Annotated in this window: 11 protein-coding genes; 7 read left to right on the forward strand and 4 right to left on the reverse strand. The window is 63.4% G+C overall.

Annotated elements, in window-relative coordinates; translation table 11 throughout:
- Positions 1-58: 58 nt before the first annotated feature.
- The 7 genes from ACOJCM_RS05785 to ACOJCM_RS05815 all read left to right on the forward strand — a co-directional run bounded on the left by ACOJCM_RS05785 (position 59) and on the right by ACOJCM_RS05815 (position 8,683).
- Complete coding sequence (locus tag ACOJCM_RS05785) at positions 59-1,051, forward strand: quinone oxidoreductase family protein (protein WP_445211116.1); 993 nt, start codon at positions 59-61, stop codon at positions 1,049-1,051.
- A gap of 539 nt (positions 1,052-1,590) precedes the next feature.
- Positions 1,591-2,724, forward strand: a complete 1,134-nt coding sequence (dctP, locus tag ACOJCM_RS05790) for a TRAP transporter substrate-binding protein DctP (protein WP_445211117.1) — start codon at positions 1,591-1,593, stop codon at positions 2,722-2,724.
- A 54-nt stretch (positions 2,725-2,778) separates the two neighbouring features.
- Positions 2,779-3,312: a TRAP transporter small permease gene (locus tag ACOJCM_RS05795; RefSeq protein ID WP_445211118.1), complete on the forward strand. Its 534-nt coding sequence runs from the start codon at positions 2,779-2,781 to the stop codon at positions 3,310-3,312.
- A complete protein-coding gene (locus ACOJCM_RS05800) occupies positions 3,302-4,600 on the forward strand; it encodes a TRAP transporter large permease (protein WP_445211119.1) in 1,299 nt (432 codons plus the stop codon). Before ACOJCM_RS05795 ends, ACOJCM_RS05800 begins: the two co-directional genes overlap by 11 nt.
- Positions 4,601-4,723: 123 nt before the next feature.
- Positions 4,724-6,283: an acyl CoA:acetate/3-ketoacid CoA transferase gene (locus ACOJCM_RS05805; RefSeq protein WP_445211120.1), complete on the forward strand. Its 1,560-nt coding sequence runs from the start codon at positions 4,724-4,726 to the stop codon at positions 6,281-6,283.
- An 18-nt stretch (positions 6,284-6,301) separates the two neighbouring features.
- Entirely contained in the window at positions 6,302-7,492 is a 1,191-nt protein-coding gene (locus tag ACOJCM_RS05810) for a thiolase family protein (protein ID WP_445211121.1), read from the forward strand.
- Positions 7,493-7,618: 126 nt separating this feature from the next.
- Positions 7,619-8,683: a hypothetical protein gene (locus ACOJCM_RS05815; RefSeq protein WP_445211122.1), complete on the forward strand. Its 1,065-nt coding sequence runs from the start codon at positions 7,619-7,621 to the stop codon at positions 8,681-8,683.
- A 172-nt stretch (positions 8,684-8,855) separates the two neighbouring features.
- Here the strand turns inward: ACOJCM_RS05815 and ACOJCM_RS05820 are convergent, their stop codons facing one another.
- The 4 genes from ACOJCM_RS05820 to ACOJCM_RS05835 form a co-directional block, all read right to left on the reverse strand.
- The gene (locus ACOJCM_RS05820; protein WP_445211123.1) at positions 8,856-10,640 is read right to left on the reverse strand and encodes an acyl-CoA dehydrogenase; all 1,785 of its coding nucleotides are present in this window, start codon (positions 10,638-10,640) and stop codon (positions 8,856-8,858) included.
- A 131-nt stretch (positions 10,641-10,771) separates the two neighbouring features.
- Positions 10,772-11,557 carry a 3-hydroxyacyl-CoA dehydrogenase gene (locus ACOJCM_RS05825; RefSeq protein ID WP_445211124.1) on the reverse strand — a complete coding sequence of 262 codons (786 nt, stop codon included), beginning with the start codon at positions 11,555-11,557 and terminating at the stop codon, positions 10,772-10,774.
- Between the two features lie 19 nt (positions 11,558-11,576).
- Positions 11,577-12,347 carry a crotonase/enoyl-CoA hydratase family protein gene (locus ACOJCM_RS05830; protein ID WP_445211125.1) on the reverse strand — a complete coding sequence of 257 codons (771 nt, stop codon included), beginning with the start codon at positions 12,345-12,347 and terminating at the stop codon, positions 11,577-11,579.
- 241 nt (positions 12,348-12,588) lie between these two features.
- Positions 12,589-13,599, reverse strand: coding sequence for a TRAP transporter substrate-binding protein (locus tag ACOJCM_RS05835; protein ID WP_445211126.1), 1,011 nt, complete (start codon positions 13,597-13,599; stop codon positions 12,589-12,591).
- Positions 13,600-13,629: the final 30 nt, after the last annotated feature.

The raw sequence follows: 13,629 nt of genomic DNA on the forward strand, positions 1-13,629 counted from the left end.
GAACGATTTTGCGTCGGATACGGTAAGGATTCAACTCCTGCCAGCAACGAGGTGTGACATGTCCCAATCGATTTCGGACACCATGCAAGCCGTCGCTATCGACCGCTTCGGCGGGCCTGAGGTACTCACCTGGCAAACCCTGCCCGTTCCCGACATCGGCCCCGATGAGGTACTGGTTCGACTCATGGCCATCGGGGTCGGCGTGTGGGATCCGTGGGAGCGCGAAGGGGCCTTCCGCCAGCTTTTCTGCGAGCGGTATGGCGCCGAACCGACATTTCCCTACGTGATCGGCTTCGAGGGCGCGGGCACGGTAGCCGCGGTGGGAAGCCACGTTACCCGCTTCCAGCTGGGCGATCGCGTCTATGCCGATCACCACATCAATCCCAAGGGCGGCTTCTATGCCGAGTATGTCGCTGTCGACGTGGACCACGTGATGCCCGTTCCAGACGGACTCAGCGTCGAGGAGGCCGGTGCCATGCCAGTCGATGCGATTACCGCCCTGCTGGGGCTGGATAACGTTCTCGGTCTTTCGCCCGGTGAAACGGTGCTGATCTTCGGAGCTGGCGGCGGCCTCGGGCACCTGGCGGTACAACTGGCCAAACGCATGGGGGCCCGCGTGTTTGCCGTCGCCTCGGGCGAGGATGGGGTGGCATTGGCAAAGCGCCTGGGAGCGGATGCGGTGGTGGATGGGCGTAAGGACGATGTGGCAACCGCTGCCCGCGCCTTCGCCCCCCACGGCATCGATGCGGCGCTGCTCACGGCTGGCGGCGAGGTGGCCGAACGCGTCCTTGCGACATTGCGCGATGGTGGACGAGTCGCCTATCCACGAGGCGTGCAGCCGCAGCCCGAAGTACGTCCTGGCTTGGTTATCCAACAATATGTCGGTGACGATGCCGGTCTGGAGGATTTCTTGAAGCTCAATCGCTTGATCTCATCAGGCTCCTTTGAGGTCCATATAGCACGGTCGTTTCCCTTGGAGCGGGCTGCTGATGCTCACCGCGCTCTTGGCGAGCACTATTTAGGCAAGCTGGTCTTGAAGCCGGAGAGGTGAGGGGAATATTAGCCATGCACGGCACGATGGCATCGCATGGTTGGGATGGAGCCGCTAAGCGCTAAGTAAGCATTACGAACTGGTTAGGCGGCAGAGGTGGGGGGGGGTGAGAAATGCTTGCCATGGCTGCTTCGTCTTCAATACGCATCATGGCTGAAAATGGCGAAAGCTACCTGATCTCGTGTTTGGTCGTCTAACCACGCAGCTTCACTGCACCCGACCGCTTGGTTCCGCGTTACCTGCTCGAGCCGGGCCTTCCATCAGCGCTCAGACGCCCCCTGCTGCGCCAATGAAAGTGCTTGGCGCCCCTCGCTTTTCTCCGTCCCTTCCCTTGATCTGTGCTCCGAATGTTTCCTCTGCCCCGAAGCCGGGGCGGAGGCACTACGTCAGGCGAAAATTCGCTGGATCGCAAGCGGCTGCAGGTTTTATACCAAAGTCGGGTATCGGGGAGGGTTGCTAGCCGGACTATAATCGGCTCACAGATAGATGATAAACACCATTGTTTTATCAACAAACAAATATAACCATCGAGGTGAACCATGACGACACGCCCCCTGCTTGCAACCCTTGCCATTGCCGCAACCCTCGGCGGCCTGGCGCTCGCCGGCCAAACCCAGGCTCGTGACCTGCGTATGGCGCCCGGGGTGCCGCCGGCGCATCCTGCCTACAATCCGATGTTCACCGAATTCGCAGAGCGTCTGGCCGAGAAGACCGATGGTGACTTGGCGGGTAACCTCCTGGGGACCGAGGTGGCCAACATCGGCAACATGCGTAACGCCATCAAGAGCGGCCTGGTGGAGGTCGGTCTCTTTCTGCCCGCCTATTTCCCGGCAGACCTGCCGGAGATCAACCTGGTCGGCGACTTGGCTTTCCTGGGCACCAATCCTCATGCCATGGGCGCGGCAGTGACCGAGTACATCGTCACCTGCGCCGAATGTCAGCAAGAGCTCAAGCAATTGGGCATCGTCTATACCAGCTCTCATGCCTCGGATCTCTATCGGATACTGAGTACCGAGCCGGTACGGTCTCTTGATGATCTCCAGGGGCTGCGCATGCGAGTGGGCGGTCCCCAATATTCCCGCTGGGCCGAATCGGTGGGCGTGTCGCCGGCTTCCATCCCGGTAGGGGAGACTTACGAATCGCTCTCCCAAGGGGTGATCGAAGGGACCATCGCTTCCATTGCCGACATCATCTCCTTTCGGCTGGATGACGTGCTGAATTATGTCACCGATGTCGAGCTGGGCACTTTTCATAGCACCATTTCTCATGCGGTCGGGCAGCAGGCATGGAGTTCCCTAACTGCCGAGCAGCGTGAGGCACTGGTCCATGCCTCGGTCGAGGCATCCGCCGCCATTACCCAGCGCTGGGGATACGAGATGGCGGACGAGGCTCGCGAGGTTGCACTCGAAAACGATATCGAGATGCTGGAACCCGAGCCCGAGTTGCTGGAGGCCATCGAGGCGTTCCTCGAGCAAGACCTGGTGTATGCCGCGGAGCAGGCGGAAAGCCGCCACGGCGTGGAAGACGCGGCGGGCAAGATCGAGCGCTTCCAGTCACTTGTGGAGAAGTGGACCGCTATCGTCGAGGAGGTCGGCGCGGATCCCGAGGCGGTGGCCGAGGCCATGAACCGCGAGGTCTGGGACGGGGTGGATTTCTCCACCTACGGGACCTGATGACACGCCGACCGGCACCCCGGTCTTCGGTATCGCCCCTCTCGGAGACTCGTCATGGACGCTCTCTACCGTATCACCAACCGGGCCGCCGTGGGCCTGGCGCTGCTGGGGACGCTCGGCATCCTGCTGATGGTGATTCACATCACCCTGGACGTCCTGCTGCGCTCGGCCCTTTCGGTGTCGATCCCGGCCACCGTGGAGCTGGTGACCCGCTATTACCTGATCACGCTGGCGCTGCTGCCGCTGGGTTGGGTGGAATGGCGCCGGAACATGATTGCCGTTGAGGCCCTGGAGGGGCTGATGAAGCCGTGGCTGGTGCGTCTCTCCGATGTGCTGGTGTCGCTGCTCTCGGCCGCGGTCTATGTCGTGCTGGCCATCGCCACGTGGGACAAGGCCATGGAGCAGTACGCCATCGGTTCCTACGTCATGTCGCTCAACTTTCCCATGCCGGTCTGGCCGACCTACTTTGCGCTGCCCGTGGCCTTCGCCCTGGCGGCGACGGTCTGCGTCGTGCGGCTGCCGTTTCTGATCAGCGGCGCGGCCCATCCCACCGGCACGCCAGTAAACGAGGCCCCCCATGTCCGTTGACGTCGGCTTCTACGGCCTCGCCATCCTGATGCTGCTGCTGGCGCTTCGGGTGCCGGTGGCCCTCGCGCTGGTCGTCGTCTCGCTGGGCGGCATGACGATGATGTTCGGCTGGCATACCGCTATCGGCATGCTCTCCTCGACGCCCTACGAGTTTATTGCCAAGTGGACGCTCAGCGCGGTGCCGATGTTCCTGCTGATGGGCTTCGTCTGCTACCACACCGGGCTAACCAACGGGCTCTTCAGCGCCGCCAAGGTGGTGTTTCGCTGGCTACCCGGCGGCGTGGCGATCTCCAGCATCGTGGCCAGCTCCGGCTTCGCCGCGGTGAGCGGCTCCAGCGTGGCCTGCTCGGCGGCCATGGGGCGCATCGCCATTCCCGAGATGGTGCGCGGCGGCTACCAGCCGAGCTTCGCCTGCGGCACCATCGCCGCCGGTGGCACCATCGGTGCGTTGATACCACCCAGCATCCTGATGATCGTGTATGGCGTCTTCGCCCAAGTCTCCATCACCCAAGTTTTCCTGGGCGGCATTACCATCGGCCTGTTGACCGCCCTGAGCTATAGCCTGGTAATCCTGCTGGTCAGCTGGCGGCGTCCCGATATCGTGCCGCGGGAAGCCGTGGGTGCCCGCGATATCTCTCCCCGCCAGGCGCTGCTCGATATCTGGCCGGTGCTGGTGCTGGGGGTGCTGGTGTTCGGTGGCCTCTTCTCGGGCTTCTTCACCGCCACCGAGGCGGGTGCCGTGGGCGCCGCCGGGGCGATCCTCATCGGTCTGCTGCTGAGGCGCTTGAACGGCCAGGCGATGAAGGCCGCGCTGCTCGAGACCCTTTCCACCACCTCGGCGCTGCTGATCATCGGCGTCGGGGCCAGCATGTTCACCCTGTTCCTGAGCCTGAGCGGCCTGGCCGGCTACATCACCGGGGCGGTGACGGGCTGGGAACTCTCCTATCTCGGGCTGATGCTGGTGGTGGTGCTGATCTACCTGTTCCTGGGGCTGTTCATGGAGCCCTTCGGTGCCATGCTCGTGACCCTGCCGGTGCTGTTGCCGGTATTCGAACTCTACGACGTCAGCCTGATCTGGTTCGGGGTGCTGCTGGTGAAGCTGCTCGAGATCGGCATGATAACCCCGCCGGTGGGCATGAACATCTTCGTGATCAAGGGCGTGGCGGGGCAGTACGCCTCGCTGATGGATATCTTCCGGGGCGTGTCGACCTTCCTGGTGGCCGATATCGTCGTGGTCGCCCTGGTGATCTTCTATCCCCAAATCGTACTGGTGCTGACCGGCAGCTGATTGATTTATCAGGTGAAGGCGTCTGACATCTTTCGATGACAGCCAAGCCAACAGCATAATAGTTTGTTTATTAAACAATATATTAATCACTGCATCATAAATACCTCCCCGGAGGCCGAGAACGTGAACAAGATCATCGACAGCACTACCGCGGCGAGCCTGATCCAGGATAACGATACCGTCATCTGGTCCACCGCCGGCCTGTGTGGCTTTGCCGAAGCCGTGGCCACGGCACTGGAGAGGCGCTTCCTGGAGAGCGGCACGCCGCGCAATCTCACCCTGGCGCACAGCTGCGGCTGCGGCGACGGCAAGACCCGCGGCATGAACCACCTCGGTCACGCCGGCCTGGTCAATCGACTGATCAGCGGCCACACCGGCCAGGCGCCGCGCATGGGCGAGCTGATCCGCGAGAACCGGATCGAGGGCTACCTTCTGCCCCAGGGCGTGCTCGCCCACCTATGGCGACATATCGCCGGCAAGAAGCCCGGTGTGCTCACCAAGGTGGGGCTGGGTACCTTCGTTGATCCGCGCCTCGAGGGCGGCAAGGTCAACGCGGTCGCCGTGGAGGACCTGGTGCAGCTGGTCGAGCTCGAAGGCGAGGAGTGGCTGCTTTATCGCACCTTCCCGGTGAACGTGGCGGTGATCCGCGCCACCACCGCCGACGAGCGCGGCAACCTGAGCATGGAGCGCGAGGCGCTGTTTCTCGAGCAGCTCTCCATGGCCCAGGCGGCCCGCAACAGCGGCGGCATCGTCATCGCCCAGGTGGAGTACCTGGCCCGACAGGGCAGCCTGCACCCCCAGCGGGTCAAGGTGCCGGGTGATCTGGTCGACTACGTGGTCGTGGCCGAGCCCGAGCACCACATGCAGACCATCACCACCGGCTACAACCCCGCGCTTTCGGGTGATCTCCGGGTCCCGCTGGGCGGCATAAAGCCGATGCCTCTCGACCCGCGCAAGGTGATCGCCCGGCGCGCCGCCATGGAGCTGGTGCCGGGCGGGGTGGTCAACCTCGGCATCGGCATGCCCGAGGGGGTTTCGAGCGTAGCCGCCGAAGAGGGTGTCAGCGACCTGATGACCCTGACCACCGAGCTCGGCACCTACGGCGGCGTGCCCGCCAGCGGCGGCGATTTCGCCACCTCCTACAACGCCGAGGCGATCATTGACCATGGCTACCAGTTCGACTTCTACGACGGCGGCGGGCTGGACGTCTGCTTCCTGGGCCTGGCCCAGACCGACCACGAGGGCAACCTCAACGTCAGCAAGTTCGGCGACAAGGTAGTGGGGCCGGGCGGCTTCATCAATATCAGTCAGAACGCCCGCAAGGTGGTGTTCTGCGGCACTTTCACCAACGGCGGCGAGGTAGCGGTGGAGGAGGGGCGCCTGCAGATCCGCCAGGAGGGGCAGCGCCGCAAGTTCGTCCAGCGCGTCGACCAGATCACCTTCAGCGGCCGCTATGCCCAGGAGATCGGCAAGCCGGTGCTGTTCGTCACCGAGCGCTGCGTCTTCGAGCTGATCAATGGCGAGGTCACCCTCACCGAGGTGGCCCCGGGCCTCGACATCGAGCGGGACATCCTGGCGGCCATGGACTTCGTGCCACGCATCGCCGGTGAGCTGCGCGAGATGCCGGCCGAACTCTTCCAGCCCCAGTGGGGCGGTCTGCGCGAGCGGCTGACCCGCGACTGAGCATCCAGGAGAAACGTCATGTTCAAGAACGCCTATATCCCCTATGGCGGTTACTACTCCAGCCCCTTCTGCAAGTGGATGGGGAGCCTGGCGACGCTCAATTCCATCGAGCTGGGTGCGGCCACCAGCAAGCGCTGGTTCGCCAGCCGCGATATCGATCCCGCCATTATCGACTACCTCTACCTGGGCGTTTCGGTGGGTCAGAAGTCGATCTTCTACGGCGCCCCCTGGGCCGCGGCCATGATGGGCGCCGGACAGGCACCGGGGCAGAACATCACCCAGGCCTGCGCCACCGCCACCACCTCGGTGTTCAATGCCGCCCTGGCGGTGGAGAGCGGCAGCTTCGAGACCACCTATTGCCTGCTCGCCGACCGCCCTTCCAACGGGCCGCATACCATCTGGCCAAACCCCAATGGGCCCGGCGGCGAGGTGATTGCTGAAAACTGGAACATGGACAACATTGCCGCCGACCCGGCCACCGGCAGGGACATGCTGACCACTGCCGAAAACGTCGCCCGAGAGCATGGCTTCTCCCGCGAGCAGGCCGATGAGCTGACGTTGCGGCGCTATGAGCAGTATGCCGAGGCCTTGGCCGACGACCGCGCCTTCCAGAAGCGCTACATGTTTCCCGTCGAGGTCGCGGTCTCGCGCAAGGAGACCCGGGTAATCGAGGCCGACGAGGGCGTGGCCGACACCACCGCCGAGGGTCTGGCCCGGCTGCGCACCGTGCAGCCCGAGGGGATTCATACGTATGGTTCCCAGACCCATCCGGCCGACGCCAATGCCGGGATTGTCGTCACCACCCGCGAGCGCGCCGCCGAGCTCAGTACCGATCCTCGCCTGGCCGTACGCGTACTGGCCTATGGCCATGCCCGTACCAAGCCGGCGCATATGCCCATGGCGCCGGCCGAGTCGGTCAAGCGGGCGTTGAACCAGGCCGGCCTGAGCCTGGATCAGATCAAGACGATCAAGAACCACACGCCATTCATCGTCAACGACCTGCACCTGGCCAAGGCGCTGGGAATCGACCCTCACGCCTTCAACAACTACGGCACCTCGCTGGTCTACGGCCACCCCCAGGCGCCGACCCTGGCGCGGCTGCTGATCGAAGCCATCGAGGAGACCGCGCTGAAGGGCGGCGGCTACGCCCTGGTCACCGGCTGCGCTGCCGGGGATTCCGCCGCGGCGCTGATCGTCAAGGTGGGTTGAGTTCTTTCCGGTCATTCCAGCCGGGAGCGCCCGCCGAGGGATGGGGCGGGTGTGTAAGCAAGAGAGCAAGGGATACGGATAGCACAGCGTAGTTAACGAACTAGAACAACACGGAGTTCAAAAAAGATGATGAATAAAAAACGAATCGCTATGGCGGTCGCGCTTTCTGCCGTTACTGCACAGGCTTATGCCCTCGATCTGGGTGAGTTCGGCGGTACAAATTTCAGTATCGGTGGCTATGTCAAGGCGGAGGGTATCTTCACCGATCCCGATGGGGGCGACAGGAACTTTGATGCCAGCGCACGTCAGTCTCGAATCAACTTCAGAGTCGACAGGGAAGTTCAGGGCCATAGTGTGACGGGTTTTATAGAGGGCGACTTCTGGGATAACGCAACGGACGCATCGGATACGAGTTACGCCATGCGGTTGCGCCACGCCTACCTCCAGGTCGACAACCTGACGCTCGGTCAAACCTGGTCCGGTCAGTTCTTTGCCAATGCACCATTCGATGTGGAGATTCTCGACTTCTACGGTACGGGTGTCGGTAGCGTATCCGGTAGCGGCGCGGTTGTACGGCCCGACGTGGTACTGCACTACACGCCGGGTGGTTTCCGCTTCAGCCTGCAGGACCCGGTCTACCAGGATGCCGACTATCCGGACATGGTGGCGTCCTATACGCATCGCACCGAGGCGGGACATGCCTTCAATGCGGCCGTCACCGGACGTGAAGTCGAGACGGGCATTGACGATTCGAAATTCGGCGCCGCATTTTCCCTCGCTGCCAAGTTCAACTTCGGCGATACCGCCCTTGCCCTGAGTGGCTACACGGGGAAGGGGAATAATGTTTATTCCGGCTGGGGGTACAACGGTGCCACGAACCCTGCCAGCATGGTGGCGAGCGGGGAGGTCAATGCCGATGGCGACCTGGTGAGTACCACAGGCTATACGGCCGGTGTGAGTCATCGTTTCAGTGATCAATTCCGCGGCAATATCCGATACGCTCAGGTGGAAGCGGATGAAGTGGCACCGACCGTTACCGACGACACGCTCAAGATGATGAACGTCAATCTGATCTATACCTACTTGCCCAACCTGGACTTCGGCATCGAATGGCGTGACCGCAATGCGACGACGATGCCGCTGCGCCCGGGCGGGCAGCAGGTGGAATTGATGGCGATGTACAAGTTCTAAAGCTGGATTGAATAAGTAGTCCTGCGTTTCGATCGTAATCGTTGGGGCGAATCATCGATGGGTTCGATGATTCGCCTATTTTGATTTGGTTAGTGCTCTCGCTACCTCTGCAGACTGTCAGGTCTACACAGCTCTAGTCCGCCGGCATAACGCAGATGGGGGGTGGGATGGCTTAAAGCGACGCTTGGGGAAGGCGGGCCAGCACCGCCCCGGCCTGACGCAGTGTCTGGGCGTGAGCACGGGCCTGGGGGGCATGAGTGGCCATATAGAAACGGGCCAGTTCGCTGAGTCCCTGTAGGTACTCGACGTCGCCTTCATCGACCTCAACGCGGATATCCGCAGCCAGCGCCAGGCGGGCTATCTGCCAGGCACCACAGGCAGTGCCCAGCAGGTGCAGCAGTGGCACGGCACCGGCATAGAGCTCGGCGGTCTCGGCCTTGTGAGCCAGCAGCCAATCGAGGGTTCCGTCGAGCAGGCTGGCCTGGTCGTGGAGGGGCGTGGCTAGATCGCCGAGCCGCTTATTGCCTTCGAGACAGGTGGCGGTCTCGTGGATATCACTGATCAGTTCGCGCAAGGTAGTCCCGTTTTCGCGTAGGATCTTGCGCCCCAGCAAGTCATTGGCCTGAATGCCGGTGGTGCCTTCGTAAATGGTGATGACACGGGCGTCACGGAACAGCTGGGCAACGCCGGTCTCCTCGACGAAGCCCATGCCGCCGAATACCTGGATCGCTTCGTCGCAGAGGTCGTTGCCCACCTCGGTGCACCACCCCTTGACCACGGGCATCAGCAGGTCGACGTAACGACGGTGTTTGTCGGCGACGCCTGGATCCGGGTGGTGGCGGGCAATATCGAACCAGCCGGCAGCGCTGTATAGCAGGCCGCGCATGGCCATCAGTCGGGCACGCATCGATACCAGCATGCGCTTGACGTCGGGGTGGTGGATGATCGGCAATCCGGCCTCGCCGCTGACGATATCGCGGCCCTGAACGCGTTCCCGGGCGTAGGCGAGGGCCGACTGATAGGCGCGCTCGCCCAAGGCCACGCCCTGGATGCCAACATTGAAGCGGGCCTCGTTCATCATCACGAACATGGTGGCCAGGCCCTGGTGCGGCTCGCCCACCAAATAGCCCAGCGCGCCGCTGTCGTCGCCGTAGCTGAGCGTGCAGGTGGGGCTTCCGTGGATGCCCATCTTGTGCTCGATGGCGATGCAGCGGATGTCGTTTCTCTTTCCCGGCTCGCCGTGGTCGTCGAGCAGGTACTTGGGCACCAGGAACAGCGACAGCCCCTTGACCCCGGGTGGGGCGTCGGGCAGCCGGGCCAACACCAGATGCACGATGTTGGCGGTGAGTTCGTGCTCGCCGTAGGAGATGAATATCTTCTGGCCGAACAGGCGGTAGGCATCGTCGCCCTCAGGCTCGGCACGCATGCGCGTAGCCGCCAGGTCGGAGCCGGCCTGGGGCTCGGTGAGATTCATGGTGGCGGCCCACTCGCCACTGACGATCTTCTCGAGCCAGGCGGCCTTCTGCGCCTCGCTGGCGGCGATCATCAGCGCCTCTGTCTGACCGACGTTGAGCTGGGGCAGCATGGCGAAGGCCATGTTGGCGGAGAACCACATCTCCCAAACCGGCGTGGAGACCAGCTTGGGTAGCCCCTGGCCGCCATGATCGGGGGGCAAAGAGAGACCTATCCAGCCGGCATTGCGGAACTGATCATAGGCAGCTTTCCAGCCGTCGGGTGTAATCACCCGGTCGCCATCCAGGCGGCAACCCTGCCGATCGCCGACCGGGTTGAGGGGGGCGAGCACGCCAGTGGCGAACTTGCCGGCCTCCTCCAGCACGGCGCTAACCAAGTCGGCCGAGGCTTCCTCGCAACCAGGCAGCCCGGCGATCACCTCGAGCCCGGCCAGCCCGTCGAGGATGAACTGCATATCGCGCAGCGGCGCTTGGTAGTCAATCATGGTTTTGGCGTCCTCGCGGAGATGCAGGCCGAATCGTCGTTGGGAGAGGGTGGGCTATCCCGGCGCCCACCAGCTTGCGTCGGCTTGGCGCCGGAAAAGCGCATCGCTTTCACCGGGCTGTGGAAAAGCGCTTAACGTGGTGCCATACGGATAGAGCCATCCAGTCGAATGGTCTCGCCGTTGAGCATGGCGTTGTCGACGATATGGCAGGCCAGGCGCGCGAACTCGCCGGGCTCGCCGAGGCGGCTGGGAAAGGGGATGGACGCCGCAAGCGACTGCTGCGCCTCCTCCGGCAGGGCATCCATCAGCGGGGTCTTGAACAGTCCCGGGGCGATGGTCATGACGCGGATGCCGTGGCGGGCCATTTCCCGGGCGATGGGCAGGGTCATGGCGACGATGCCCCCTTTTGAAGCCGCATAGGCAGGCTGGCCGATCTGGCCGTCAAATGCGGCCACCGAGGCGGTGTTGATGATCACACCACGCTCGCCGTCGGCCTGGGGCTCGCCCTTGGCCATGGCCGCGGCGGCCAGGCGCAGCATGTTGAAACTACCCAGCAGGTTGATGTTGACGATGCGGGAGAAGGCTTCGAGCGGCAGGGGCTCGCCGTTGCGGTCGACCACCTTGGCGGGGTCGCCGACCCCGGCGCAATTGATTAACCCATGCAGCCCACCGAAGGTGCTTACGGCCAGCTTCACCACGGCCTGTGCATCGCTTTCGCTGGTGACGTCGGTGCGCTGGAACAGGGCGCGGTCGGTGGCGCTTCTTCCGTTTAGCTCCCTTGCCAGCGCCTCGCCGCGATCGGCATTGAGATCGGCGATCAAGACATTGGCGCCAGCCTCGTGCAGGGCACGCGCGGTGGCTTCGCCGAGGCCCGAAGCTCCGCCGCTAACAATGAAGGTATTGTCCTGGAATTTCATTACGCTCTCCTCCCGGCCATCAGGTGCGTGGGCCCTGGCCCTTTTTCTTGAAGAAACTGCCGATGCGTTCGGCGACCTCGGGGCTGGTCTGGGTCAGGGCGGCGGTCAGCGATTCCACGAACAGACCGTCGTCGCTAGCCATGTTGTCGATGCGTGAAATGGCGGAGACCATGGCCCAGTTGGCCAGGGGGGCGTTCTCGGCGATACGCTCGGCAAGCTGACGGGCCTTGTCGAGGCTTTCACCCTGGCTGACCACATAGTGGGAGAGGCCCAGCCGTTGCCCTTCGTCGGCTTCCATGACACGGCCGGAGAGCATCATCTCGCACAGGCGCCCGGGGCCGATGATGTTGGCCACCCGCACCGAGGCGCCGCCGCCGACAAAGATACCGTGGCGCCCCTCGGGCAACTGATACACGGTGCTGGCTTCTGCGACACGCACATGGGTAGCCGTGGCCAGCTCCAGGCCGCCGCCTATCACGGCACCCTGCATGGCACTGACGACCGGAATACCGCCGTTCTGTAATCGATCGAAGATGCGATGCCAGCTGCGGGAATGCTGCACCACCCCGAAGGGTTCCCGATGCTGGTGTTCGGCGAGGTCGAGGCCGGCGCAGAAGTGCTTGCCTTCGGCGGCGAGGATGATCGCCCGGGTGGCTTCAGGTATGGCCACCAGGGCCTCTTCCAGAGCGCTGAGCAAGCGATCGCTGACGGCATTGCGCTTCTCGGGTCGTGCCAGCGTGATGGTATAGATACAGTCGTCCAGGGACGTCTTGACGAGGGGCTCGGTCATCAGTGGCCTCGCGATGGCAGAAGGACAGGTTCGAGAAACAGAGGTGGCCGCAGCCGCATGGGAAATCTTGTTGCTCGAAAATACTGTTGTAAATATAAACAATATAGAGGCTACAACAGTTCTGCCGCCAGGTCATGAGTGCAAGACTGCGACTTTGGTCTCGTATGGCCGTGAGTCGAGTGCAGCAAAACGCAAACGGCAGCCCGAAGGCTGCCGTCAAGTGGAGAAATGAGCGGCAAGGTCAAGCGCGACACTCGTCCTGCAGTGCCATTGCCGCCTCGTAGATTTCCCCGGCCTCGCTGCCGGTATCTTCCAGGTAACGATCGATGGTTTCCTGCAGTACGGGGCCCCAGTCGGCATGTTCGAGGGCGTCCTCGACGACCAGGAACTCGTGACCGGCGGCCTCGGCTTCCTCGCGTCCCTGGCGGATCAACTCGTCATAGACTGCCGCGGCGCGCAGCGACCACTCCAGACCGCTATGCTCGTCGATGACCCGCTGCAGGTCTTCGGGCAGGCTGTCGTAGGTACGCTGGTTCATGGTGGCGAACAGCGACAGGTCGTAGAGCGGCACTTCGGTGTGGTAGCCGGCCAATTCATTGAGGCGGAACGTCTTCATGCCTTCCCAGTTGAAGCTCAGCCCGTCGACCACGCCACGCTGCATGGCGGTGAAGACGTCGGGCGCCGGCATGCCCACGGCCTGGGCGCCGAGTCGATCGAACATGTCGCCGACCAGCGGCGTGGGGCGGCGCAGGCGCAGCCCCCCGAGGTCTTGGGGCGTCTCGATCAGGCGCTCCTTGGTATGCAGGTAGCCGGGGCCGGTAGTGAACATGAACAGAGGCCGGGTATCGTCATACTCCGCCTCGAAGTGCCCTTGCTCGTAGAGGGATTGCAGGATGCAGGAGCCCTGACGGCTGCTGGCCGAAACGCCGGGCAGCTCGACCACCTGGGTGAGCGGAAAGCGCCCGGCATTGTAGCCCTGGGCCGAGGCGCCGATATCGGCGACGCCGCTGGCGGCGCTCTCGTACGTCTTGTCGGACTTGGCCAGGGTCTGGCTGGGGTAGACCTCCACCTTGAGCCGACCGTCGGAAGCTTCTTCGACGCTCTCAGCCCAAGCCTGAAAGAGGTCGCGGTCGATCAGTGAGCCGCCGGGCCAGACGTGAGCGATGCGCAGGGTGGTGGCCTCGGCCAGGGCCGGGGTGACAGCCAGGGCACTGGCCAGGGCGATGCCGGTCACGATCTTGCTGGGGGACATGGGGATTCCTCTTGTCGTTATGTTGTCGTT

The organism is Billgrantia hypersalina (assembly GCF_052584175.1).

Bases quoted from the DNA above. Each gene is read 5' to 3' on its own strand.
- ACOJCM_RS05785 (WP_445211116.1), top strand. From the start codon at position 59: ATGTCCCAATCGATTTCGGACACCATGCAAGCCGTCGCTATCGACCGC.
- dctP (WP_445211117.1), top strand. From the start codon at position 1,591: ATGACGACACGCCCCCTGCTTGCAACCCTTGCCATTGCCGCAACCCTC.
- ACOJCM_RS05795 (WP_445211118.1), top strand. From the start codon at position 2,779: ATGGACGCTCTCTACCGTATCACCAACCGGGCCGCCGTGGGCCTGGCG.
- ACOJCM_RS05800 (WP_445211119.1), top strand. From the start codon at position 3,302: ATGTCCGTTGACGTCGGCTTCTACGGCCTCGCCATCCTGATGCTGCTG.
- ACOJCM_RS05810 (WP_445211121.1), top strand. From the start codon at position 6,302: ATGTTCAAGAACGCCTATATCCCCTATGGCGGTTACTACTCCAGCCCC.
- ACOJCM_RS05815 (WP_445211122.1), top strand. From the start codon at position 7,619: ATGATGAATAAAAAACGAATCGCTATGGCGGTCGCGCTTTCTGCCGTT.
- ACOJCM_RS05820 (WP_445211123.1), bottom strand. From the start codon at position 10,640: ATGATTGACTACCAAGCGCCGCTGCGCGATATGCAGTTCATCCTCGAC.
- ACOJCM_RS05825 (WP_445211124.1), bottom strand. From the start codon at position 11,557: ATGAAATTCCAGGACAATACCTTCATTGTTAGCGGCGGAGCTTCGGGC.
- ACOJCM_RS05830 (WP_445211125.1), bottom strand. From the start codon at position 12,347: ATGACCGAGCCCCTCGTCAAGACGTCCCTGGACGACTGTATCTATACC.
- ACOJCM_RS05835 (WP_445211126.1), bottom strand. From the start codon at position 13,599: ATGTCCCCCAGCAAGATCGTGACCGGCATCGCCCTGGCCAGTGCCCTG.